Here is a 22,812-nt window from a genome sequence, read left to right as displayed (position 1 = left end):
TGACAGCCCCCACCCCGCCGGCGCCCCTGCACGGTCCCGCCTTCGGCTCGTACGACTCGCACGAGGTGGCCTGGCTGCTGAGCGACCTCTCGGGCGTCGAGCTCGAGGCGCCGACCGAAGAGCGTGAAGAGGCCATCCAGTCGGGCGGCGCGCACTACGCGGAGTCGCTGCCCGTCGAGTACCAGCCGACCCCCGAGTACACCGAGCTGTTCCACGACGCGCTGCGGTCGAGCGCAGCGCGCCTCGCCCACGCCGTCGGCGTGGTGACCGAGCTCGTGCTCGCCGAGCGCGGCGACAAGGCCGTCCTCGTCTCGCTCGCCCGGGCGGGCACGCCGATCGGCGTGCTCATGCGCCGGTGGGCGAGCTACGCGCACGGCCTCGTGCTGCCGCACTATGCGGTGAGCATCGTCCGCGGTCGTGGGATCGACCAGCTCGCGCTGCGCTACCTCGCCGAGCACCACAGGCCGCAGGACGTCATGTTCGTCGACGGGTGGACGGGCAAGGGGGCGATCTCCCGCGAGCTCGCCGCGGCCGTCGAGGAGGCCAACGAGGCGCTCGGGCTGGTCGAGGGCTTCAGGTCCGATCTCGCCGTGCTCGCCGACCCTGGGCACTGCGCCGAGCTGTTCGGGACCCGCGACGACTACCTCATCGCCTCGGCCTGCCTCAACTCGACGGTCTCCGGGCTCGTCTCGCGCACGGTCCTCAACGACACGCTCATCGGCCCGGGCATGTACCACGGGGCGAAGTTCTACTCCGAGCTCGCGGGCGTCGACGTCTCGGGCGAGTTCCTCGACCGCGTGAGCATGCAGTTCTCGTCCGTGGCCGAGGCCGTCCGTGCGACCGTCGCGCAGCGCCGGGCCGAGCCCGCCCCCGAGCTCACCTGGGCAGGCTGGAAGGCCGTCGAGGCGATCTCGCAGGAGTACGGCCTCGGTGACGTGAACCTCGTCAAGCCCGGGGTCGGGGAGACCACGCGGGTGCTCCTGCGGCGCGTGCCGTGGAAGATCCTCGTCCGCGCGGACGCCCGCCAAGAGCTCGGCCACGTCCTGCTGCTCGCCGAGCAGCGCGGGGTCGAGGTCGTCGAGGTCGACGACCTGCCCTACAGCTGTGTGGGGCTGATCCACCCGAAGTTCACGCGCGGCGCGACCGGCGCCGACGGGACGGCGGCCCAGTGACGGCTGCGGACCAGACGAGCGTCGACCTCACGGGGGACACGCTCGACGAGGCGAGTACCGGGACCCGCGACGAGACGACGGTCGACCAGGCGGAGAACCTGCCTGTCGCGGTCGACAGACCTGTCGTCTCGGCGGGGCTGCGCCGCTCCGTCGTCGCGGCGAGCGACCTCGACAGGACGCTCATCTACTCCGGCAAGGCCGCGAAGCTCGGTCTGCCGCCCGGCACCAAGCTGCGCGAGAGCCCGCTGTACGAAGACCTCGTCTGCGTCGAGATGTACGACCACAAGCCGCTCTCGCACGTGACCCGGACGGCTCTCGCGTCGATCACCCGGCTCGCCGAGCTCGGGGTCCTCGTCCCGGCGACGACCCGGACGCGCGCGCAGTACCGCCGGATCTCGCTGCCCGGTCCGCCCGTGCCCTACGCGATCACGGCGAACGGCGGGTTCTTGCTCGTCGACGGCGAGACCGACGACGACTGGTCGCGGCAGGTGGAGCGTGAGCTTGCCGCCTCCTCGCACCCCTTCGCGGAGGTGCAGCAGTACATGGCCGACACCTTCAGGCCCGAGTTCACCTCGAAGCTGCGCAACGCCGAAGAGCTGTTCTGCTACGCGGTCGTCGACCGCGACGCCCTGCCCGACGGGTTCGTCGCGGAGGTCTCCGCGTGGGCCGCCGAGCACGGCTGGCGGGCCTCGCTCCAGGGGCGCAAGCTCTACGTCGTCCCGGTCGGGCTGCGCAAGGGGGCCGCCGTGGCGGAGGTCGCGCGCCGGGTCGGTGCGGAGACCGTCCTGGCGGCAGGCGACTCGCTGCTGGACGCCGAGATGCTCGAGTCCGCGACGCGCGCTGTCCGGCCTGCTCACGGGGAGCTCCACGAGGTCGGCTGGCAGACCGAGGGACTGGTCGTCACGGCCACCGCGGGGGCGACCGGTGGGCAGGAGGTCGCGCAGTGGTTGCTCGACGAGGCTCTCGCGGTGCTCGGCAAGAGCTGAGACCGGGCTCGCGGCGACGCGGGCTGTGGTTCCCCGTGACCCGTCCCACGCCTCGCGACGCCGCGCTGTGAGTCCCCGCACAGTCTGACCGTCGTCGGCGAGTGTTCCCGCAGGTCGTCACAGGTCTGACACCTCTCTTCACAGGACAGTCCCGGGTGAGGTGCCTAGCCTGGGGTCGTGCCTACCGAAGAAGCCTCCAACATCGTGGTGACGCTCGTCGTCGCCGCAGCAGCGGTCGTCGTCGCCTACATCCTCGGGACGATCGTCTCGATCGTCGTGCGCAGAGCCGGTCGCCGGAGCGAGTTCGTCCGCGACGTCTCGCACCGCATGCGCCGTCCGCTGCGCGCCGTCCTCGTGGTCCTCGCGCTGCTGATCGCGCTGCGGTCCACGACCAACGACGCCGACCGGTGGACGGTCGGCACCGAGCACTGGCTGCTGATCATCGGCATCGGGGTGGGCGCCTGGTTCGTCGGCGCGCTCGCCTTCGTCGTCGAGGACAGCGTCCTCGCGCGGTTCCGCACCGACGTGGTCGACAACCGTCACGCGCGGCGGGTGCGCACCCAGGTGGTCGTGGTCCGGCGGGTGACCGTCGCCCTCGTGGTCATCTGCGCGATCGCCGCGATGCTCTTCACCTTCCCGGCCGCACGGACCGCCGGGACCAGCCTGCTCGCCTCGGCCGGTCTCATCTCGATCGTCGCCGGTCTCGCCGCGCAGACCGCCCTCGGCAACGTGTTCGCCGGGATGCAGATCGCCTTCACCGACGCGATCCGCGTCGACGACGTCGTGGTCCTCGAGGGGGAGTGGGGCCGGATCGAGGAGATCACCATGACCTACGTGGTCGTGCACCTCTGGGACGACCGACGGCTCATCATGCCGTGCACGTACTTCACGACCACCCCGTTCCAGAACTGGACCCGACGCGCCGCCGAGCTGCTCGGGACCGTCGAGATCGACCTCGACTGGGACGTGCCGGTCCCGGCCATGCGCGCCGAGCTCAAGCGTCTGCTCGACGCGTCGCCGCTGTGGGACAAGCGCGTGGGCATCCTCCAGGTGACCGACGCGACCAACGGCTACGTGCGGATGCGTGCGCTCGCCAGCGCGGCCGACGCCGGGACGCTCTTCGACCTGCGCTGCTACGTCCGTGAGGGCCTCGTGGACTGGTTGCAGCGCGCTGCGCCGCAAGGCATGCCGCGGACCCGTCTCACGACGAGCGACGCGAAGGTCGGCGCCGCCCTCGAGTCCGTCGGCGGGGACTCTGCGGCGATCGACCTCGGCAAGACGCCCGTGCGCTCGGGTGTGCTCGACTCGCTCTTCGACGAGCAGCGCTACGGGGCCGAGCGGGACAAGCCCAAGGTCACGTCCGAGCCCGAGCTGCCTCGGCGCATCGCGCCCAGGTCCGCCCGGCCCGGTGTGCGGATGCACCTGTCCGAGCCCGCGCGCGGGTTCCACAACCTCCCTGAGCCGGTCCCGTCCGAGGAGAAGACCACGATCCTGGGTGCGGTCCCTGCCGACGAGTCCGGGCAGGGCACTCCGGTCCCCGGCCAGTCCACCGACGAGAGCGCCGGGACCATGGCCTGGGCGACGAGCGAAGGTCTGTTCACCGGGAGCGAGGCCGCCGTCGAGCGGTCCAAGGCCTTCTCCGGCCCTGGCCAGGAGGTCATCGACGAGCGCGAGCGGACCGCGATGCTCGACGCGGTGACCGACGACGACCTCGCTGGTGTGCCGGGTGCCGAGGGGGTCGAGGGCGAGAGCGTGCCCGAGCGTCGTCACGCCGGGCACGAGGCGGCGGGTAGCGCTGCGGCCCAGGAGGCGAGCGGGGCACCCCAGGCGGCGAGCGCCGCGACCGAGACTGGCGCGACGGGGATCGTCGAGATGACGCCCGAGACCTCGGAGGGGTGGGCTGCAGCGACGCCCGAGACCTCGGAGGAGAGGGCCGCGACGACGGCTCAGGGTGTCCCAGCAGGGGCGCACGAGCATGACGCGGCGCCTCAGGACGGAGACGACACGTCGCTCGACCGCAGCGCGCCCGTGCGCACCGCGGCAGAGGACGCAGCACAGCCTCCAGCCAACCCGTGGGTGGCGCAGCCGGCGGCAGCGCCTGACGGTCTGCCTGCCGAAGGTGGTCCCGCCGAGGGTGGTCCTGTCCACGACGCACGTCCGGCGGCGATCCCGCCCTCGGGTGCTCGCCGGGCTGCCGCTCCCGAGGACTCGCTGAGCGCGGGCCCGGTCCCGCCGCCGCCCCCGGCGAGCGGTGGAGCCTACGACGAGGGGCAGACCTCCGCCCCGCAGGCCCGACGTGCCGCCGAGCCTGTCGAGGCACCCGCACCCGTCGCTGAGCCCACGACGGAGGCCCAGCCCTCGGTCACCCGGACGGGTGTGCTGCGACGCTCGGTCCGGTCGGCTGACACCGCTGCTCCGGCGAGCACCGAGCAGACGGCCCGTCTGCCGCGCGTGACGGAGGAGACCACCCGTCTGCCCAGGTTCGACGGCGAGGACGGGTCTGTGGGCGGCACCGAGGGCACCGACGGCGAAGGCTCGGGCGGCCGCTGACACCGGGGACCGCTGGCTTGCTGCGCGGCCGGGTGCGACCCTGGTCGGACCGTCCTACCTGCGAGGTCGCCCGGCAGGGGGACGCCGGCACCGACGACGGGCGTGTTGACTAGGACAGCCCTCCTGTCCCGTCTCACCTCCGGAGCCGTCTCGTGCCGCAGCAGTGGACCTGGCCTGCCTATGTCGGGGTCTTCGGCGGAGCTGTCCTCTTCGCCGTCTTCTTCCTCCCGATCGTCCTCGTCCAGAGCCGTCGCTACGGCCGGCTCTCGGGCCGGCGCCTGCTGGTGTCGGCCGGTCTGGCCGTGTACGGGGTGGCGCTCGTCGCCTACACGCTCCTGCCGCTGCCCTCCGGGGCCGCGGGATGGTGCGCCCAGCACGGGATCGACGCGGCACAGCTGCGGCCTCTGGCCTTCGTCGACGACATCCGCCGGGAGACCGCCGGTCTCGGCCTGACGCAGACGCTGCGGAGCCGGTCGGTGCTCCAGGTCGTCTTCAACGTGCTGCTCTTCGTGCCGTGGGGCGTGGCGGTGCGCAGGTTCTTCGACCGCGGGGCGTTCGTGACCGTCGTGAGCGGCTTCGCCGTGTCGGTCCTCGTCGAGGTGACGCAGTACACGGGGGTCTTCGGCCTGGTCGGCTGCTCCTACAGGATCGCCGACGTCGACGACGTGCTGACCAACACCCTCGGTGCTGCCGTGGGAGCGCTCGTCGCCCCGCTCGTGCTCGTCTGGCTCCCGAGGTCGGCCGACCTCGTCCGGGAGCGGGGGCGTCCGCGCCCGGTGACGGTGTGGCGCCGTTGGACGGGCATGGCCGTCGACTGGTTCCTCTTCGCAGCCGTCCCGCTGGTCCTGGTGCTCACCTACCGCGCGGGTCTGCTGGCCCTCGGGCACCCGCTCCCGGACGGTGACGTGCTGAGCGACGTGGTCCTCGGGACTGCCGTCCCGGGTCTGCTGGTCTTCGTCCTCCCGGCCTTCACGAGGTCGGGAGCCTCCTTCGGGCAGCGAGCCCTGTGGTTGCGGCCGGCCTGGCCCGAGCGGGGGAGGTCGGCCCGCGCGTCCGGGCGCAGTCGGCTCGGCGACGGCACCTTGGCTCAGCGCCTCGGCAGAGCCTGCGTGACCGGGGGTGCCTACGCTGCGCTCTCGACTGTCGAGGTCGTCGACGCGCTTCCCGACGCCGTCCAAGACCTCGCCGGGACGGCGTCTCTGCTCGTGCTCCTCGTGGCCTTCTTCGGGGTGCTGGCGACCGAGGGCAGGCGTGGGGTGTCCTTCGCGCTCTCGGGTGCGACCCTCGTCGACTCTCGGGCCGTCAGGTCGGGGGAACGGGCTGACGTCAGGAAGGTCTGAAGGCCTCAGGCCCCGGTGCTCGACCGGCCTGTCAGCCGCGGGCTTGTCAGCCGCGGGCCTCTTCGCGCAGCGGCTTCGCGGACGCCGGGACGGACGCGGCGGGGATCGTCGAGAAGTCGCAGGTGAAGGAGCCCCGGTAGCCGAAGATCGGTCCCATGACAGGGTTCGACACCGAGAGGTCGATCCGGAACCGCTCGGTCTGGTCGTCGTAGTACTCGTGGAGCTCGGCGGTCCCCGAGGCGGCCATCGGGAACGAGAAACCTACAGGGCCCTCGTAGAAGCGCTGCGCGCCGGAGCGCAGCAGCAGACCGCCGCGCTCGTCGACCTCGAGGTCGAGGTCGACCGCCAGGTGCTGGTGCGTGCCGAGATAGTCGAGCACCCGGCCGGACGCAGGGTCGTAGACCATCGTCGCGTCGAAGCGGCTGCGTCGGTGCCTGGGGAACTCGAAGGTCCGCACGAAGGTCGTGGTGTCGCGTCCGAGGCCGTCGACGTAGCAGTAGTTCTCGATGGTGAAGGGGATGCCCTTCCCCGTGCGGGGGACGAGGATGTTGCGCCAGGCACCGAACCACAAGAACGGGACGGTGACGAGAGGCCCGCGCCACACGGAGTCCATCACCCCGCGGCCGACGCAGGCGTTCTCGCCGTCGGGGGTGAGCCCGAAGCGTCGGCGCATCTGCGGGTGGAGGCGCTCGACGTCGCTGCCGAGCGCCTGGGCGAAGACGGAGGTGGTCATGGGATGTGCTCCTGGGGGACCGGTGGTGAGACTGGCGCGGGTGACTCAGAGGTGAGGTCTTGGGCCTGCCCGCGAGCCCGGTCCAGCGCGGCCTCGTCGACGTCGCGCGCGATCTTCGGCGTCGTGGGGCGCGTGCCGGCCGGCGGCCGGCGGAGGCATCTCCTGGCCCTGGGCACGAGGACCGGGGACGGCACGACGAGCGCCACGAGGGCCAGGGCGGCCGCGACGGCGGGGGACAGGAGAAGGAGCGGGACGGCGGCGAGGGCCGCTGCCGTCAGTGCGAGCCTGGCCGCCCACAGGGTGACGGTGCGCCGCAGGGATGTCGCAGGTGGGATCCCGTGGTCGAGCCACAGCCGCAGCCTGTCGAAGCTCCAGGCGGTCATCCACCCGATCAGCGGACGCACCAGGACTCGGTCGAGCGTCGGCCCCTGCCAGCCGGGGACGTAGTCGTACCCTGTCAAGAACCTGATCTCGGCCCCGTCGGGGACATAGCGCCAGTAGCCGTCTCCGGACGCGATGGGTGAGAGGCGGGAGTCCGCCGAGAAGCGCAGCGCCGACGTGCACGACCCGTCGGGCCTGTGCCGCTCTCCGCGCGAGATGCCGACCCCTGTCATGGGCGAGAAGGGCACCGTGCGGTTGTCGTAGCGGAAGCGTCGTGGTTCGCCCTCGGGGGTGGGCAGGTGGGTGATCGACGAGAAGCGCAGGTCCCACGAGGCGTGCGCGTCGGGGTCCTGGGTCGCGTGCCAGAGGCGGTCCATCGGTGCGGCGACACGCGCCTCGACGTAGATCCCTCTGCCCATGCGCCGACCCTAGCCACCCCCGCTCCAGGCGGGAATGGGGAGAGTGCCCCTGTGGACGAGCGGGACCACCGGGTCTAGGTTTATCTTGACGTCAAGATACTTTGGAGGCTGGTGCAGTGAGCAGCGCGACGCAGGGCTGGCTGCGCCCCATCGTCTGGCCCGTCCTCGTCCCGACGGCCCTGGTCTTCGGGGGAGAGGGTGCGGCGATGGTCGTCCTCGGGCTCAGCGCGATCGAGGGCGGTGCGTCTCTCTCGCTCGCAGCGCTCGTCGTCGCGACGGTCGGGCTCGGGCAGCTCACAGGGTCGATCCCCGCCGGGCAGCTCACCGTCCGCTTCGGCGAGCGGCGCGTGCTGGTCGTCGCGAGCCTCGTCTCGACGGTGGTCTGGGCGAGCGCGGTCGCGGCTGGTACGCCCGCAGCGCTCGCGGTCGTCGGGTTCTCGGGTGGGGTCGCCTCTGCGGCCTTCGCTGTCGCCCGGCAGTCCTACACGATGGACGTCGTCCCCGTCGCTTACAGGGCACGCGCCATGTCGCTCCTCGGCGGGGCCAGCCGCGTCGGGCTCGTCGTGGGGCCGTTGGCCGGTGCGGCGCTCCAGGTCTGGTTCGGGCTCGCCGGGGGTTTTGTGGTCGCGAGCGCGTCCGCGCTGCTCGCAGCCGTCACGGTGCTCGTGGTGCGCGAGCCTGAGGTGCGTCACGTGGCGCGCAGGTCGGTGGGCGGGTCTCCAGCAGGCGGTGCGGGCGACGTGTCGGCCGGTCCGGTGCGGGCGCGCCCAGCCGGCGCCGACGGGCCCGGCTCGTCGCCCGCCAGCTCCGCGCACCCGGCCTCGTCTCGAGCCGGTTCGCACCCTGCCACTGCCCGTCCTGCCTCGGCGCGCTCTGTGATCCGTGCCCACGCATCGGTCCTGGCGACCGTCGGGATCGGTGTCGTGATCATCAACCTCGCGCGGTCTCTGCGACCGGTGCTCGTGCCCCTCGCGCTCTCCGAGGCCGGCGCCGACCCGCACACCACGTCCCTCGTCGTCGCGGCTGCCGCAGCCGCCGAGCTGCTGCTCTTCTACCCGGCCGGCGTCACCATGGACCGGTACGGACGACGCGTCGTCGCCGTGTCCTGCTCGGGTGTCATGGGGGTCGGGCTGATCCTCATGGGTGCGCTCGGCGCCGTCGACGGGCTGGCCGGGATCGTCGGAGGGGCGGTGCTGCTCGGCATCGGCAGCGGCATCGGCTCAGGGGTGGTCAAGACCCTCGGCGCCGACGCCGCCCCCGTCGCCGACAGGGCGACCTTCCTCGGGGTGTGGAACGTCCTCGGGGAGACCGGCGGCGCCGCCGGGCCGCTCGCCCTCAGCGGGCTGACCGCCGTGGTGTCCCTCGCCGGGGCCGGTGTGGTGCTCGGGGTCGTGGCGCTCGCGGGCGCGCTCGGGCTCACCCGGTGGTTGGCGCCTGAGCGGGAGGGGCCATGGCAGCGGGTCTACCGGGCGGAGGTCTGAGGCGGCTGCGCCTCGGCTCGGCCGGCCTGTGATTCGTGCGTGGGGCGCGGCTGGCCGAGCCTGACAGGGTGCGGACCGGTCCTGATCGACGCCAGGTCAGATCGGGATCTCGACGGTCCCGCCCTTGCCGGCCTGGCGCACCCAGCCTGCGACGACGTCGGCGCCGCTGTGGATCGGGTCGGAGGTGTCGATCCGGAACGTGATCGGGACGCCGGGGCTGAAGGACAGCGTCACGGTGTTCTGCAGTCCTTGGAGCTCGACGAAGAATCCCTGCCGGTGCTGGAAGGCCTCGACCGTCGCGAGCTGGAGCCCGGCGAGGTCTTTGTCTGCGACCGCGTAGGAGTCGTCTCCGTACTTCAGGGTTCCCATCGATCGCACTCCAGTGTCGCCGCAGGGCACGGCGGGGCCCCGTCGCGCTCACCCGTCCTATCGGCAGGACGGGCGGGCGAATGAGGAGGTCGGCGGACGGGGAGGCGCGAACGTTCCCCCTCATCAGGCCTAGGCGGTCGCCGCCGCTGCCCGACCCATCCCGCGCTGCCACAGGACGCCCGAGCCGACCACCCCGGCGATCGCGACGACGAAGACGACAGCCGTCATGACGGCCCCGCCCCCACCGCTCGACGAGCAGACGGTCTGGACGTCGACGCCCGTCGACTGCGTGGAGCACTCCTCGACCCCGGAGAAGCCGAGAACGAACCAGAGGGCGAGCCCTGGGGCGAGGGAGGAGGCGCTCGCGAGAGCCTTCTCCTGGACGGTCCACAGCGCCGAGCCCCAGAGCAGGACCGCGCCGGCGATGACGAGGACGACAGGCAGCACGAGCCCGACGAGCAGACCGCCGACCATCAGCAGGCCGAGCGCGACGGACGGGACCCACGACTCGACCCACCGGCTGCCCGGCGCGACGACGTGGTCGTCCGCCGTCGGTGCCACGGCCTGCGCGCCTGACGGGTCGGCGTCGTCGGCCGCGGCCTCCCCGATCGCCTGCGGGTCGCCCATCCGGCGGAGCGCGTCGCGCAGGGCCGCGCCGTCTCCCGGCATCGCGCCGTGCGTCGCCTCGCGGAGGTGCTCACGCATCCCTGCGACGATCTCGGTGCGGTCCTGGACGCCGCGCGCGAGCAGCGCGGCATCCACCTCCGCGAGATAGCGCTCGGCGTGCGCCCCGAGCCAGGCTGCGGAGCCGTGCTGCGCCCCGGGGTCGTGCTGTCCCATGCTCATGACGGTTCCTCCGGCTGGTGGGGCATCGGGTGGTCGGACGACGGGTGGTCGGACAGCGCCGCGTCCACGGCGTCGCGGAACGGGCCCCAGGCCGACTCGAAGGCCTGCAGGGCCTCTTCACCGTCGGCGGTCAGGCTGTAGTAGCGGCGGGGTGGTCCTTCGGTCGACTCTTGCCACGACGACGCGACCAGCCCGTTCTTCCGCAAGCGTGAGAGCAGGGGGTAGAGCGTCCCTGCGCTCGCGAGCAGGGTCCCCTCGAGCTCGCGTGCGATGTCGAAGCCGTATCTCTCGCCCGACCGCAGCGACGCGAGGATGCAGTGCTCGACGACCCCTCGCCGGAGGTTCGCGAGCGCCTGCGCCTGGCCGGGTACCATGCGACGCACTGTACTGGTTGAGGCACGTGCAGGCAGGGTGAAGTTCGTGATGGCGATCGTTCGTGGACGCCGAAGTTCGCCCTCTGGTCCCGGCTGCAGCGGCGTGCAACGGGTCTACGCTCCGGAGATCATCACCGGACGCAGGGGGACGGAACGATCATGAGCACACCCGACCAGCCAGTCCCGCCGCCGCCGCCCGGTGGCTGGACCCCGCCTCGTCCACAGGCCGCTCCGGTCGTCTCAGGGGCGCAGGGAACCCAGGCGATCCCTGTGGGTCCGGGCGGCCCCGGAACGCACTGGTCAGGTGCTCCAGGGCCCGGCGCACCCGGACCGGGTCTGCCCGGACAGGCATCCGCCGGGCCTGGGGCACCTGGGGCGTGGGGCGGACCGGGCGCTCCAGCCCCGGGACCTGCGAAGAAGCGGCGTGCGTGGCTCGTCCCGACGATCGTCGGCGTCGTCGCGCTGCTCGTCGGCGTGGGGATCGGGAGCAGCGGGTCGTCGACGCCCGACGCGTCCGCCGAGCCGTCTGCCACCGCGACGGCGTCGGACGAGGTCGACGCGCTCAAGGCAGACCTCGAGAAGGCCGAGGCCCGGGTCAGCGAGCTCGAGACCGCAGCCGAGGAGGCCGCGGCCGAGCCCGTCGAGACACAGGCCCCGGCCGAGACCGAGGCGCCCGCAGCCGAAGAGCCCGCGGTGGAAGAGCCCGCCGCGCCGCCTGTGGCCGAGGCGCCTCCGGCTCCCGAGGCACCCCCGGCAGCCTCGCTCTCTCAGCAGAACGCCATCGGCTCCGCCGAGAGCTATCTGGACTTCAGCGCGTTCTCGCGCACGGGGCTCATCGGGCAGCTCGAGTTCGAAGGCTTCTCGACCGAGGACGCGACCTTCGCCGTCGACTCGATCGCACCGGACTGGAACGCGCAGGCAGCCGAGAAGGCGCAGTCCTACCTCGACTTCAGCACCTTCTCGCGGCAGGGGCTCATCGACCAGCTCGTCTTCGAGGGGTTCAGCGTCGCCGAGGCGGAGCACGGCGCGACCGCGGTCGGGTACTGAGACGGCTCGCTGCTCGGTCTGAGAAGCACCGGAGCCCCTGACCTCGGCGAGGTCAGGGGCTCCGGTCGAAGGGTGTGGCGGGTGGTGCACGGTGGGCCCCGTGGGGCTCGAACCCACGACCCGCGGATTAAAAGTCCGATGCTCTGCCAACTGAGCTAGAGGCCCTCGGCGTGCCTGGCTGCCGTGCCGTCCGGCACGCCTGGGCAGGTGGCTGCGGGCGGAGTGCTGGTCGGCGTCGACCGGAGAGACGCGCCAGCGACAGATTACGCGGTCGGGTGCTCTGGGGGCGAACCGGGTCCTGAGGGGTGGATCGGGTGCAGAAGTTTCACAACTCTGCGCCAGGCCCAGGATGCCGGGGCTGAGAGGTGCCCGACAGAGCCCGGTGGGCCCGAGGCGGGGCCGCCCCGGGTTGCGTGCCGTCGCCAGGCTTGATTCGGTGGAGTGGTCCGAAAGACTCCACGAGGGGTCGTCGAACGGTGCGCCATCCCTGCGCCGCGACAACCCCGGAGTGCCCGGCAAGATCCTAGGAGACCAGCATGCTGACTCTGACTGACAACGCCCGACAGGCCGTCGTCGACCTCGCTACCCAGGCCGAGCTGCCCGCCGACGGAGGTCTTCGGATCGCCGCTGCGGACGGGACGCCCGGCGACTTCGACCTGGCCCTCGTGACCGAGGCCAAGACCGAGGACGAGGTCATCGACCTCGGGACCACCCACGTGTTCGTGGAGAAGGTCACCTCGACGGTCCTCGCAGACCTCAGCCTCGACGCCGAGCCCAACGGCGCGTCGACGGCCTTCAGCCTCACCCCGCAGCAGGCGTGATCCTGAGCTGAGCCGCGTCGGCCGGTCTCGACCAGTCGACGCCAGGTGCCCCGGTCGTCGCCCACCCCCCTGGGACGGCGACCGGGGCATCGTCGCGTCTGGGGAGCATAACCGGTGCGGCGCGCAGGGGCTCACGCCTCACTGCTCACGGCTGTTCCGCTGCACGTCGAGCCCCGGCCGAGGATCCCGCAAGGATCTCAGAACCGCGGCAGGTCCTCGATCGACCACAGCCCGATCCACCAGGACCCGAGCACGAGTGCCCCGACCGTGACGACCATGAACACCCCGACCCAGAACAGCCCGGGGAACGGCGTGAGCCCGGCGAGCATGTCGGCGTCGGAGGTCCGGGCCTTGCCGCGTCGCCGCGAGGCCTGGAGCTCGATGACAGGCCTGGGCGCGCCGATCAGCAAGAACCACGTGACCAGGTAGGCGACGGCCGTCTGCCACTCGGTGCTCGCGAACCACGAGACGGCGACGAGCACCACGGCGCTCACCAGGATTGACAGCAGCCCGAACCAGTTGCGGATCTGCAGCAGCATTAGGGCGAGCACCACGATGAGCAGCCACAGCAGCCCGACGCCGTAGCCCTGGCGGAGCATGAAGGCAGCACCGAGACCGACGAGCCCGGGGCCGATGTACCCGGCGAGCGCCGTGAGGATCATGCCGAAGCCGCGCGGCTTGCCGTAGGAGAGGGTCAGCCCCGAGGTGTCGGAGTGCAGCCGGATCCCGCTCAGGCGGCGTCCGGTGATCAGCGCGGCGACGGCGTGAGCACCCTCGTGGGCGATGGTCACGACGTGGCGGGACACCCGCCAGGTCGGGCGGAAGCACACGACGACGAGCGCGACAGCGGCGGTGGCCCACACGACCCACTGGTCGGGAGCGGGCAGCTGCTCGGTCGCGCGGGACCAGATCTCGGAGAGGTATGACACCCGAGCATTGGACCACAGCGCACTGTGAGAGCGGCGAGTCGCTCGTCACATCACACGATCTCCAGACAGTCCACAGTCTCCCCGTGAGAGAATACGAGGAGGCAGCGCGACATCACGCGCACCGAGCGTCGAGGGAACAGCCCGACGGCGCCAAGAGATAAGGCAACCCTTGACGAACTCCCAGCGCTCCGGCGCGCCCGCATCCTCCCGCAACCGGAACCGGTCTGGCCAGTCTTCACGACCGGCCGGTGCACCGACCACCGCGGCTCCCAGCACCCCCGCTGCCCCGGCAGCCCCCGCAGCTCCGCTCGCGACGTCCTTCGACGACTTCGCGCTGCCGACGCAGCTCATCAGCTACCTCGCCGACAACGGCATCGCGGCGCCCTTCCCGATCCAGTCGGCCACCCTGGGCGACACCCTCCAGGGACGCGACGTCCTCGGCCGTGGCCGGACGGGCTCGGGCAAGACCCTCGCCTTCTCCCTCCCGACCGTCACGCGCCTCGCCGCTGACGGCGGGCGTCGCAAGCCGGCCCGCCCGCGCGGCCTCGTGCTGTGCCCGACGCGTGAGCTGGCCAACCAGATCAACGCGACCATGGAGCCGCTCGCCAAGATGCTCGGCCTCAAGACGACCACCATCTTCGGTGGCGTCGCGCAGAGCCGTCAGGTGACAGCCCTCCAGGGCGGCGTCGACATCGTCATCGCCTGCCCCGGGCGCCTCGAGGACCTCCTCGGTCAGGGCCTGCTGTCCCTCGACGACGTCGAGATCACCGTGCTCGACGAGGCCGACCACATGGCCGACCTCGGCTTCCTCCCCGGCGTCAAGCGCATCATGGACCGCACGCCCGCCAAGGGGCAGCGTCTGCTGTTCTCCGCGACGCTCGACAACGGCGTGGACCAGCTGGTCAAGCGCTACATGGATGCCCCCACGAGCCACTCGGTCGACAGCGCCGACTCGCACGTCTCGACCATGAGCCACCACATCTTCGAGGTGGCCGACGCCGCCGCGAAGCGTGACGTCATCCGCGAGCTCGCCTCGGGCGTCGACAAGCGCGTGCTCTTCACGCGCACCAAGCACCAGGCGAAGAAGCTCGCCAAGCAGCTCACGGCCGACGGCATCCCCGCGGTCGACCTGCACGGCAACCTCGGCCAGGGGGCGCGCGAGCGCAACCTCGAGGCGTTCTCGAGCGGCACCGTCAAGGTGCTCGTCGCGACCGACATCGCAGCACGTGGCATCCACGTCGACGAGGTCAGCCTCGTCGTCCACGTGGACCCGCCCGCGGAGCACAAGGCGTACACCCACCGCTCGGGCCGCACGGCCCGAGCCGGGTCGGGCGGCGACGTCGTGACGATCATGCTCCCCGAGCAGCGCGGCGACGTCCGCGACCTCACGCGCCAGGCGAAGATCAACGCCCAGCCCCGCAAGGTCGCCCCCGGCGACGCTGTCGTGACCGACCTTATCGGTGAGGTCGCCGACTACGTGACCCCCGCGCCCGTCGTCGTCCAGCAGCCGCAGCAGCGCCAGAGCGGCGGGGGCGGCCGCAGCCGTTCCGGTCGTGGCGGCGCAGCAGGTTCGGGTGCCTCGGCGTCCGGCGAGGGCCGCAGCAGCTCGCGCGGCGCTGCCGGTGGTGGCCGTGGTGCCTCGGGCGGCGCGCGCAGCGGTGGTTCCCGCGGCGTCACGACGTACTCGACCAGCACGCCGGCCGCCGGTGGCGGCTCGCAGCGTCGCTCGTCGACAGGCGGGGGCGGCCAGTCCTCCTCGGCCGACTCGGCCGGTGGCGGTCGCGCCCGCACGGGCGCGTCCCGCGGACGCCGTCGCGCGCAGGGCTGACGAGAGCTACCCAGCCTGAGCAGTACCAGCACGAGGCCCGTCGGTGATACCGGCGGGCCTCGTTCTGTCTCTCCTGCGGGCGAGGACGTCAGACGTCTCGTGACGGCTGGACGCCTTCGGTCGCTCGTCGTGGTCGCGGCTGATGGCCCGGGTCGCGCACGCCCGGGGAATGCCGCAGGCTGACAGTCAGTTGATCCCTGCGGAGGTGGACCCATGTCCTATGAAGTGACCAAGACCGACCAGCAGTGGCGTGACGAGCTCAGCCCCGAGGAGTACCAGGTGCTGCGCCAGGCCGGTACCGAGCGCCCGGGTACAGGCGAGCTGCTGCACGAGAACCGCGAAGGTGTGTTCCGCTGTCGCGCCTGCAGCGCTGAGCTGTTCCGCTCGGACAGCAAGTTCGACGCGCACTGCGGATGGCCGAGCTTCTTCGAGCCGAAGGAGTCCGACGCCGTGGAGCTCATCGAAGACCGCACCCTCGGGATGGTCCGCACCGAGGTGCGCTGCGCCCGCTGCGGCTCGCACCTGGGGCACGTCTTCGACGACGCGCCGCAGACCCCGACGGGGGAGCGGTTCTGCATGAACTCGATCTCGCTGACCTTCGAGGACTCGACCGCCAGCTGATCGAGCACGCCGGGTGTACGAGACCCGGCAGCATCACCCCACGAGGCCCGGACCGTCACGGTCCGGGCCTCGCGCGCGTCGGGACCTCGCGCGATGGAGCCTCGCTCGCGACAGGACCTCGCGCGCGACGCACGGGGCACGACGAAGGCCGGGCCACCCCTGAGGGGTGACCCGGCCTCTGTCGTGCGTGCGACCTGCTGGCGCTGCAGCTACCCAGCCGTCAGGCCCGGGGAGCCCGACCTGTGGCAGCGTCTGACAGCGACTCCTCCGAGCCCTTGTCCGCTGACGTGCCCTGAGCCGCGCGGACCTCGGCCTCCTCGGCCGTGAGGTCGTCGTCGCTGCGGACCGCACCTGCGGTGTCGGCGGCGTCGTGCCCCAGCTCTTCGAGGCGCTGCTGGACACCGGACTTGGTGCCGAGCGGGATCTCCTTGAGCAGGATCACCGCGATGAGCGCGATGAGCGCGAGCGGGGCGGCGATGAGGAAGATCTCCGCGACACCGGCGCCGTAGGCCTTCTCGACCACATCACGGACCGGGGCCGGCAGCGTGCTCACGTCGGGGATGGTCCCGCCGCTGAGCCCGCCGCCCTCGACGCCCAGGCTGCGCAGCCCGGCGGTGACGTCTGTCGTGATCCGCGACCCGAGGATCGCGCCGAGAACTGCGACACCCATCGCACCACCGAGGGTCCTGAAGAACGCGATGGTCGCCGTCCCTGTGCCCATCTCCTTGGGGGAGAGGGTGTTCTGCGCGGCGAGCACCAGGTTCTGCATGAGCATGCCCATGCCGACACCGACGACGAACAGGTAGACCCCGATGAGCGCCATGTTGGTGTGGTAGTCGATCGTGCCCATGAGGGCGAGGCCCACGGTCAGCGAGACGGCGCCGACCAGCATGAAGCGCTTGTAGCGACCGGTGCGGGTGATGAGCGTGCCGATCCCCGTCGAGGCGATGAACTGCCCGGCGATCATCGGGATGGTCAGCAGGCCGGAGACCGTCGCGGACTTGCCGCGGGCCACCTGCATGTACTGGCTGAGGAACACCGAGGTGCCGAAGAGCGCGATACCTACCGCGGCGCTGCCGATCACTGCGAGGACGACCGTGCGGTTGCGGAACAGGCTGAGCGGGATGATCGGGGCCTCGACGCGGCTCTCGACCCAGACGGCGAGGACGAGCACGAGGACCGAGCCGGCGGCCATCGCGACCGACTGCCAGGAGCCCCACGCGAACTGGTCGCCCGCGAAGGTGACCCAGAGCAGCAGCCCGGAGATCCCGACGGAGAGCAGGAACGCGCCCCAGTAGTCGAGGCGGACGCGGACCTTGGGCATCGGCGGGAGCTTGAGCGTGCGCTGCAGCGTGATGATCGCGGCGATCGCGAAGGGGATGCCGACGAAGAAGTTCCAGCGCCATCCGACGCTGTCCGTGAGCGCACCGCCGAGGAGCGGTCCGCCGACCATGCCGACGGCCATGATGGCGCCCATGAGGCCCATGTACTTGCCGCGCTCGCGCGGGGAGATGATGTCCGCGATGAGCACGGTCGCGAGGGCTGTGAGACCACCGGCCCCGATGCCCTGGAAGGCGCGGAAGAGGATCAGGGTGCCCGAGCTCTGCGACGCACCGGCGAGGGCGGCCGAGATCACGGTGATGACGAGGGCGATCTGGATCAGCGTCTTGCGGTTGACCAGGTCGGCCAGCTTGCCCCAGATCGGGGTGCTGATGGTGGTGGTGAGCAGCGTCGCGGTGACCACCCAGGTGAAGGCGGTCTGCGTGCCCTTGAGGTCCGCGAGGATCACGGGCAGCGACGACGACACCACGGAGGTGGCGAGGATCGACACGAACATGCCCAGGAGGATCCCGGAGAGGGCCTCGAGCACCTGGCGGTGGGTCATCTGCTGGGGTTCGCCGGGGACGTGCTCGTCCCCGGTCGTCACCGGCGCTGAGCCGGCTGTCTCGGTGGTCTTGCTCATACGGGTTCCTTTGCGTCAAACGTCTCTTTGACCTGCAGCGAGGCAGGTAGCTCGTTGTGGTGGTCGGCGATCGTGCGGGCGAGCGCCGCCATGTGGTCCGTCGCTGCGGACAGCTCGTGGGGTTCCCAGTCGGCGAACATGTCGGTCATGAGCACGGTGATGTGCTCCTTGAGCTCGTCGACGCGTGCGTGGCCGAGGTCGGTCAGCTCGATCGAGCGTGACCGGCGGTCACCGTCGTCGACCGTGCGGCGCACGAGCCCGGCATCGACGAGGGCGCTCACCTGGCGGCTCGCGACCGAGAGGTCCACCCGCAGATGCTGCGCTGCGCAGCCGACCGAGACAGGCTCGGCGGTCGCGTACAGGTAGCGCAGGATGCCGATGCCTGCGCGGGGCAGGTCCATCGAGCGTGCGAGGCGGGCGCCGATCTCACGCTGGGCGCGGCCGAACTCGTCGAGTGCGCGGAGCATGTCCTGCACCGCATGGCTGTCGATCATGTCGTCTCCTTGGAACTCTTCCATCCTAAGTCGTTGCTTGCAGAATGCAAGTAGTTGCTGTGTGATCCGCCGCACCGCCCGCGGGCCTCCCCGAGACGGTCGTGCCGCGGCGAGGTGCCCTCTCGCCGCGCGTTGCGGCGAGGGCTGCGGTATCTTCCGCACAACCCGCTGACCTGCGAGGACAGGCGGGTGAAGGTGAGAATCCACCCGCCCTCCCGCCGCCTCGGACCTCATGCCGGCCGGAGCGCTGTCGATAGGTCGTCGATGCACACCACAGCCGCAGGAGCGCGCGGACGACGACCTCGGCCCGCGCGCAGCTCAGGAGAGACACATGGCACGGATCGAACGACGGACGGTGCTCCAGTTCGCAGCGCTCGCAGCAGCCACGCCCTGGGTCGTCAACGTGCTCAGGACTGAGTCAGCAGCCGCCGGCAACCCCGAGGTCGCCGCGCCCTCCCCGGGGGTCGACGCGGCCTTCGCCTTCCTCGACGGCCTCGTGCCGCTCGCCCCGCCCGTGCTCCCCGGCGCCCCGGCACCCGTCGCCAGCCGAGCGCTGCCCCGCAGCTATTCGCGCGGCTACCTCGAGTCCATCGGCTTCGACGTCGCGTTCTCCTACGACTGCGCGCTCGTCGTCCTGGCCTACCTGGCCCGCGGGACGGCCGACGACGTCCAGCGCGCCACGACCATCGGCGACGTCCTCGTGTCGCTCCAGGAGAGCGACCCCGAGCTCGCCGGGCGGATCCGCAACTCCTACATCGCGAGCGTGTCGGTCGACGACGCGGGCCGACCGCAGATCGCCTCCCACGCCGCCACGACGGGCAACCAGGCCTGGGTCGGCATCGCGCTGCTCGCCCTGCACGCGACCGTCGACGACGACAGGTTCCTGGTCGCCGCCCTGACGCTCGCCCGGGCCGTCGTCGTGACGTCCTTCGACGACCGCGGTCTGCCGGCCTTCTCGGGAGGGCGCGGCGAAGACGGACGCGTGCTGTCCTGGCGCTCGACCGAGCACAACACCGACTGCTACGCCTTCTTCAGTGCTCTCGCCCGCGTCACCGCGGACCAGGAGTGGGCCGACCGCGCCGCCGACGCGCGGACCTTCGTCGAGTCGCTCTGGCGCCCTGAGGAGGGCTACTTCCTCGTCGGGACGATCGACGACGGGGTGACCCCGAACGTTCACCCGATCGCCGAGGACGCGCAGACCTGGACGTACCTCGCGCTGCGTGACCCCGCCTATGCGGGGTCCCTCGACTGGGCGGCCGAGCACCTGGCCGCGCACGACGGCGACGTCCACGGCGTGACCGTGTGCCACGTCGCGAGCACCGACAAGGTGTGGCTCGAGGGCACGGCGCACCTCGCTGCGGCCCTCACGGTCCGTGCGACCGAGACGGGCGACGCCTCCGGCGACCTCGCCCGGGCGGCGGCGCTCCTCGACTCGGTGTGGGTCGCGCAGGCCTCGTCACCCCACGCGGACGGGCTCGGCATCCCCTCGGCGTCCTCGGACGACCTCGACTCGGGCTTCGGCGACCTCGTCTACGCCTCGCTGCACACGGGCTCGACCGCCTGGGCGATCCTCGCGGCCCTCGGCGCGAACCCGCTCGCGGTCGTCCGTTAGACAGAGGCTGTACACAGCACAGCACAGCACTGCGCAGCACAGCACAGCGGCCCGGTCCTCTCGCGAGGAACCGGGCCGCTGTGCTGTGTGCAGACGCGCTGCGTGCAGACGTGCTGTGTGAAGACCTGGTCTGCTGCGCGCGGGCGTGCTGCGCGCGGGCGTGCTGCGCGCGGGCGTGCCGAGCGCGGTGGTGGTCGTCAGACCTTGACGTCGTCTTCCATGTCCTCGAGGTCGCGGTTGCGGGTCTCCTTGACCTTGGCCAGGACGAACACGAAGGACAGCAGCGCGAAGGTGCCGTACATGCCGTAGGTGAAGGGCAGACCGAGGTTCTCCGACAGCGGCGGGAAGCTGACCGTGATCGCGAAGTTCGCGATCCACTGCGCCGCTGCGGCGATCGCGAGGGCCGAGGCGCGGATGCGGTTGGGGAACATCTCGCCGAGCAGGACCCACACGACGGGACCCCACGAGGCACCGAAGGAGACCACGAAGACGTTCGCCGCGATGAGCGCGATGGTGCCCCAGGAACCGGCGAGCGTGACGTCGTCGCCCGAGCCGCTCGACTGGGTGAAGGCGATGGCCATCATCACGAGCGAGACCGTCATGCCGGCCGAGCCGGCGAGGAGCAGCGGCTTGCGGCCGATCTTGTCGACCAGCGCGATCGCGATGAAGGTCACGACCACGTTCGTCACGGCGGTGATCGTCGAGACCGTGAAGGACTGGGAGTCGTCGAAGCCGACCGAGCGCCACAGCGTCGTGGAGTAGTAGAAGATCACGTTGATGCCGACGAGCTGCTGGAACACCGACAGCAGGATGCCGACCCAGACGATGGGCAGCAGGCCGAAGCGCGGACCCTTGAGCGACGCCTGCTTCTCGAGCTTCGCGTCGCGCACGACCGACGCCTCGATGGCGTCGACCTTGGCGTCGAGGTCGACAGGGCCGAGGACCGAGCGCAGCACGGCGCGGGCCTCGTCGATCTTGCCCTTGCCGATGAGGTAGCGGGGCGACTCGGGGACCGTGAGCGCGACCCAGGCGTAGACGGCTGCCGGCACGATCGCGATGAGGAACATCCAGCGCCACGCGTCGAGGCCGAAGAGGCTCGCACCGAGGGCGATCGGGTCGCCGTCGCCGACGGGGCCGGCGGTCTCGGCGAAGAGCTGGTCGGAGAGCAGCGCCGCGAAGATGCCGATGGTGATGGCGAGCTGCTGGAGCGAGGCCAGGCGGCCGCGGATCGCCGTCGGGGAGATCTCGGCGATGTACGCCGGGGTCACGACCGAGGCGATGCCGATGCCGATGCCACCGACCACCCGCCAGAGGATGAGGTCCCACACGGCGAAGGCAAAACCACAGCCGACGGCGGAGACGAGGAACATGATCGCGCCGACGAGCATGACCCGCGGACGCCCCCAGCGGTCCGCGAGACGCCCGGCGTACCAGGCTCCGAGCGCGCACCCGAGGAGTGCGACGGCGACGGAGAACCCGACGAGCGTCGAGCTCAGCTCGAAGTCCTTCTCGATCGCGTCGACGGCTCCGTTGATGACGGAGCTGTCGAAGCCGAAGAGGAACCCTCCGACTGCGGCGGACACCGCGAGGGTGATCGCCTTGCGGTGCGCGGCTCTGGTCTCCGGGCTGTCGGGAGCGACCTCGCTCCCGCCTGCCTGCTCTTTCCCTGACGACGTGGTCATCGCTGCCTCCGCTGGTTCGTGGTCGCGGCGGCCGGCGGCGCTCGCGTCGCGGCCACAGGACCTCCGGGTCTTCTTCACTGTAACGACGGGAGACGATATCGGCGCGAGCAGAGAATCATGGGGTCGGCGAGGTGAGTCGATCGTCACGTCGACCTGGGTGGCGCAAGGACCGCTCGCGGTGCTCGCACGCGGTTGGCGGCAGGCCCGCGGGAGGACCAGACTGGGTAGATGACCGATTCGACCCGACCGACCGGCGGGCGCCCGCAGCCACGGCGCCCCGCGATGCTCGACCCACGCGCCGCCGAGGAGATCCCCGGGTCGGTCGACCCCACGGTCCGGGGTGAGATCGCCCACACCACGGCGGCCGCGATCGTGCACCAGGCGCGGGCCAAGGAAGACCCGGAGGTCGTCGCGCGTCTCGTGCGCCTGGTCGAGGACGAAGGGCTCGACGTCGTCGCGGCACTGTGGGCGGACAGCCCCGCGGACACGCTCCCCGGCGCGCTCTGGCGTCTCTACGTCCTGCGCGAGTGGGTCCGTCGCGACCCCTCGACCGTCGCGGAGCGATACAGGCTGGGCGTCGACGCGGCGCCGGTCCACGAGGTCGTCGCGGGCGTCGTGAGCCCACCCGGACCCGACGACGTGCGGACCGCCGCCGACGCCGTGCTGTCGGGCGTCTTCACGGGGGACCTGGCCGTCGCCCTCGAGCGAGCCGCGGCGTTCTGCCGGATCTTGGCGGTCGGCGCGGCCTTCGACGCCGACGCTGTCGACCGCGTCGACAGCGACCGGGGCACCCGCCTGACCCGTGGTGCGGCGTCGCTGACGCGCACCGCAGAAGAGCTCGAGCAGGCCGCGACGATGTGGCGGGCCGACCGACTCGAATGATCGCGCGAGGGCGCGTAGGCTTGTTCTCGACGCCGGGCCACTGTGGCCCCGGGCTCCAACACAAGCCGCTACGAGCGGCCTTCGCGCCGTCAGGCGCTACGTGGTCCGGCGTCCTCGAAGCTCTCATCGCAGTCCCCACCCCACCCACGGCACGGTCATGACGGCCCTCCGAGCAACGGCGCTCGTCGGCTCCCGAGGCCCAGGCCCACGGGGTGGCCGCTGGCCCTGGCCCACGAAGAAGTGGGACCTTCGTCTCATCAGGTCAGACGGTGACCTGTGCGT

At 71.6% G+C, this 22,812-nt stretch carries 20 protein-coding genes and 1 tRNA gene; 11 read left to right on the top strand and 10 right to left on the bottom strand.

All coding sequences use genetic code 11. The annotated features are described in order from the left end of the window. From HZZ10_RS04275 to HZZ10_RS04260, 4 genes are all read left to right on the top strand, one after another. On the top strand, positions 1-1,172 hold a 1,172-nt coding region (locus HZZ10_RS04275), incomplete at its 5' end, for a cysteine protease StiP family protein (protein ID WP_179912534.1). Continuing rightward, the gene (locus HZZ10_RS04270; protein WP_308507483.1) at positions 1,169-2,158 is read left to right on the top strand and encodes an HAD family hydrolase; all 990 of its coding nucleotides are present in this window, start codon (positions 1,169-1,171) and stop codon (positions 2,156-2,158) included. The genes HZZ10_RS04275 and HZZ10_RS04270, both read left to right, overlap by 4 nt. 177 nt (positions 2,159-2,335) lie before the next feature. After that, positions 2,336-4,708 (top strand): mechanosensitive ion channel domain-containing protein, encoded by a 2,373-nt coding sequence (locus tag HZZ10_RS19360; RefSeq protein ID WP_308507482.1) that lies wholly within the window; start codon positions 2,336-2,338, stop codon positions 4,706-4,708. Between the two features lie 152 nt (positions 4,709-4,860). After that, complete coding sequence (locus HZZ10_RS04260; RefSeq protein WP_179912533.1) at positions 4,861-6,048, top strand: VanZ family protein; 1,188 nt, start codon at positions 4,861-4,863, stop codon at positions 6,046-6,048. 46 nt (positions 6,049-6,094) lie between these two features. Here HZZ10_RS04260 and HZZ10_RS04255 read toward each other — a convergent pair whose 3' ends face one another. Together HZZ10_RS04255 and HZZ10_RS04250 are read right to left on the bottom strand one after the other, a co-directional pair. Next, on the bottom strand, positions 6,095-6,781 hold the full coding sequence (locus tag HZZ10_RS04255; protein WP_179912532.1) for a DUF4166 domain-containing protein: 687 nt from the start codon (positions 6,779-6,781) through the stop codon (positions 6,095-6,097). Further along, positions 6,778-7,581, bottom strand: coding sequence for a hypothetical protein (locus HZZ10_RS04250; RefSeq protein WP_179912531.1), 804 nt, complete (start codon positions 7,579-7,581; stop codon positions 6,778-6,780). Before HZZ10_RS04250 ends, HZZ10_RS04255 begins: the two co-directional genes overlap by 4 nt. Positions 7,582-7,697: 116 nt before the next feature. Here HZZ10_RS04250 and HZZ10_RS04245 point away from each other — a divergent pair, with 116 nt between their 5' ends. Beyond that, the gene (locus tag HZZ10_RS04245) at positions 7,698-9,062 is read left to right on the top strand and encodes an MFS transporter (protein ID WP_179912530.1); all 1,365 of its coding nucleotides are present in this window, start codon (positions 7,698-7,700) and stop codon (positions 9,060-9,062) included. Between the two features lie 96 nt (positions 9,063-9,158). Here the strand turns inward: HZZ10_RS04245 and HZZ10_RS04240 are convergent, their stop codons facing one another. The 3 genes from HZZ10_RS04240 to HZZ10_RS04230 form a co-directional block, all read right to left on the bottom strand. After that, entirely contained in the window at positions 9,159-9,431 is a 273-nt protein-coding gene (locus HZZ10_RS04240) for a DUF7882 family protein (protein ID WP_056127638.1), read from the bottom strand. A 129-nt stretch (positions 9,432-9,560) separates the two neighbouring features. Then, a complete protein-coding gene (locus HZZ10_RS04235; protein ID WP_179912529.1) occupies positions 9,561-10,277 on the bottom strand; it encodes an HAAS signaling domain-containing protein in 717 nt (238 codons plus the stop codon). Then, positions 10,274-10,651, bottom strand: coding sequence for a PadR family transcriptional regulator (locus HZZ10_RS04230; RefSeq protein WP_056127645.1), 378 nt, complete (start codon positions 10,649-10,651; stop codon positions 10,274-10,276). Before HZZ10_RS04230 ends, HZZ10_RS04235 begins: the two co-directional genes overlap by 4 nt. A gap of 159 nt (positions 10,652-10,810) precedes the next feature. Between HZZ10_RS04230 and HZZ10_RS04225 the strand changes: the two genes are divergently transcribed. Then, positions 10,811-11,698, top strand: a complete 888-nt coding sequence (locus HZZ10_RS04225) for an Ltp family lipoprotein (protein WP_179912528.1) — start codon at positions 10,811-10,813, stop codon at positions 11,696-11,698. A gap of 92 nt (positions 11,699-11,790) precedes the next feature. Here the strand turns inward: HZZ10_RS04225 and HZZ10_RS04220 are convergent. Beyond that, positions 11,791-11,863 (bottom strand) — tRNA-Lys (locus HZZ10_RS04220). Between the two features lie 371 nt (positions 11,864-12,234). On the opposite strand from HZZ10_RS04220, the gene HZZ10_RS04215 reads away from it, so the two are divergent. Beyond that, positions 12,235-12,519, top strand: coding sequence for a hypothetical protein (locus HZZ10_RS04215; protein WP_056127647.1), 285 nt, complete (start codon positions 12,235-12,237; stop codon positions 12,517-12,519). A 197-nt stretch (positions 12,520-12,716) separates the two neighbouring features. Here the strand turns inward: HZZ10_RS04215 and HZZ10_RS04210 are convergent, their stop codons facing one another. Further along, positions 12,717-13,448 (bottom strand): M50 family metallopeptidase, encoded by a 732-nt coding sequence (locus tag HZZ10_RS04210; RefSeq protein WP_179912527.1) that lies wholly within the window; start codon positions 13,446-13,448, stop codon positions 12,717-12,719. Between the two features lie 334 nt (positions 13,449-13,782). On the opposite strand from HZZ10_RS04210, the gene HZZ10_RS04205 reads away from it, so the two are divergent. Both HZZ10_RS04205 and msrB read left to right on the top strand, forming a co-directional pair. Next, positions 13,783-15,276 carry a DEAD/DEAH box helicase gene (locus tag HZZ10_RS04205; protein ID WP_056130480.1) on the top strand — a complete coding sequence of 498 codons (1,494 nt, stop codon included), beginning with the start codon at positions 13,783-13,785 and terminating at the stop codon, positions 15,274-15,276. A gap of 213 nt (positions 15,277-15,489) precedes the next feature. Further along, on the top strand, positions 15,490-15,897 hold the full coding sequence (gene msrB, locus HZZ10_RS04200) for a peptide-methionine (R)-S-oxide reductase MsrB (protein ID WP_179912526.1): 408 nt from the start codon (positions 15,490-15,492) through the stop codon (positions 15,895-15,897). 220 nt (positions 15,898-16,117) lie between these two features. Here the strand turns inward: msrB and HZZ10_RS04195 are convergent, their stop codons facing one another. After that, positions 16,118-17,860 (bottom strand): MDR family MFS transporter, encoded by a 1,743-nt coding sequence (locus HZZ10_RS04195; RefSeq protein WP_179912525.1) that lies wholly within the window; start codon positions 17,858-17,860, stop codon positions 16,118-16,120. Continuing rightward, positions 17,857-18,354 carry a MarR family winged helix-turn-helix transcriptional regulator gene (locus HZZ10_RS04190; RefSeq protein ID WP_228087026.1) on the bottom strand — a complete coding sequence of 166 codons (498 nt, stop codon included), beginning with the start codon at positions 18,352-18,354 and terminating at the stop codon, positions 17,857-17,859. Before HZZ10_RS04190 ends, HZZ10_RS04195 begins: the two co-directional genes overlap by 4 nt. A gap of 331 nt (positions 18,355-18,685) precedes the next feature. Between HZZ10_RS04190 and HZZ10_RS04185 the strand changes: the two genes are divergently transcribed. Then, a complete protein-coding gene (locus HZZ10_RS04185; protein ID WP_179912524.1) occupies positions 18,686-19,966 on the top strand; it encodes a hypothetical protein in 1,281 nt (426 codons plus the stop codon). Between the two features lie 197 nt (positions 19,967-20,163). On the opposite strand, the gene HZZ10_RS04180 is transcribed toward HZZ10_RS04185, so the two are convergent. After that, positions 20,164-21,648 (bottom strand): sugar porter family MFS transporter, encoded by a 1,485-nt coding sequence (locus tag HZZ10_RS04180; protein ID WP_056127675.1) that lies wholly within the window; start codon positions 21,646-21,648, stop codon positions 20,164-20,166. Between the two features lie 282 nt (positions 21,649-21,930). Between HZZ10_RS04180 and HZZ10_RS04175 the strand changes: the two genes are divergently transcribed. Next, positions 21,931-22,530: a hypothetical protein gene (locus HZZ10_RS04175; protein ID WP_056130483.1), complete on the top strand. Its 600-nt coding sequence runs from the start codon at positions 21,931-21,933 to the stop codon at positions 22,528-22,530. Positions 22,531-22,812 lie beyond the last annotated feature (282 nt).

This window comes from Sanguibacter inulinus, from assembly GCF_013415325.1.
Classification (GTDB): Bacteria; Actinomycetota; Actinomycetes; order Actinomycetales; family Cellulomonadaceae; genus Sanguibacter; species Sanguibacter inulinus.
The sequence above is the reverse complement of the archived record's forward strand: the minus strand, read 5'-3'. Positions and strand labels throughout refer to the sequence as shown.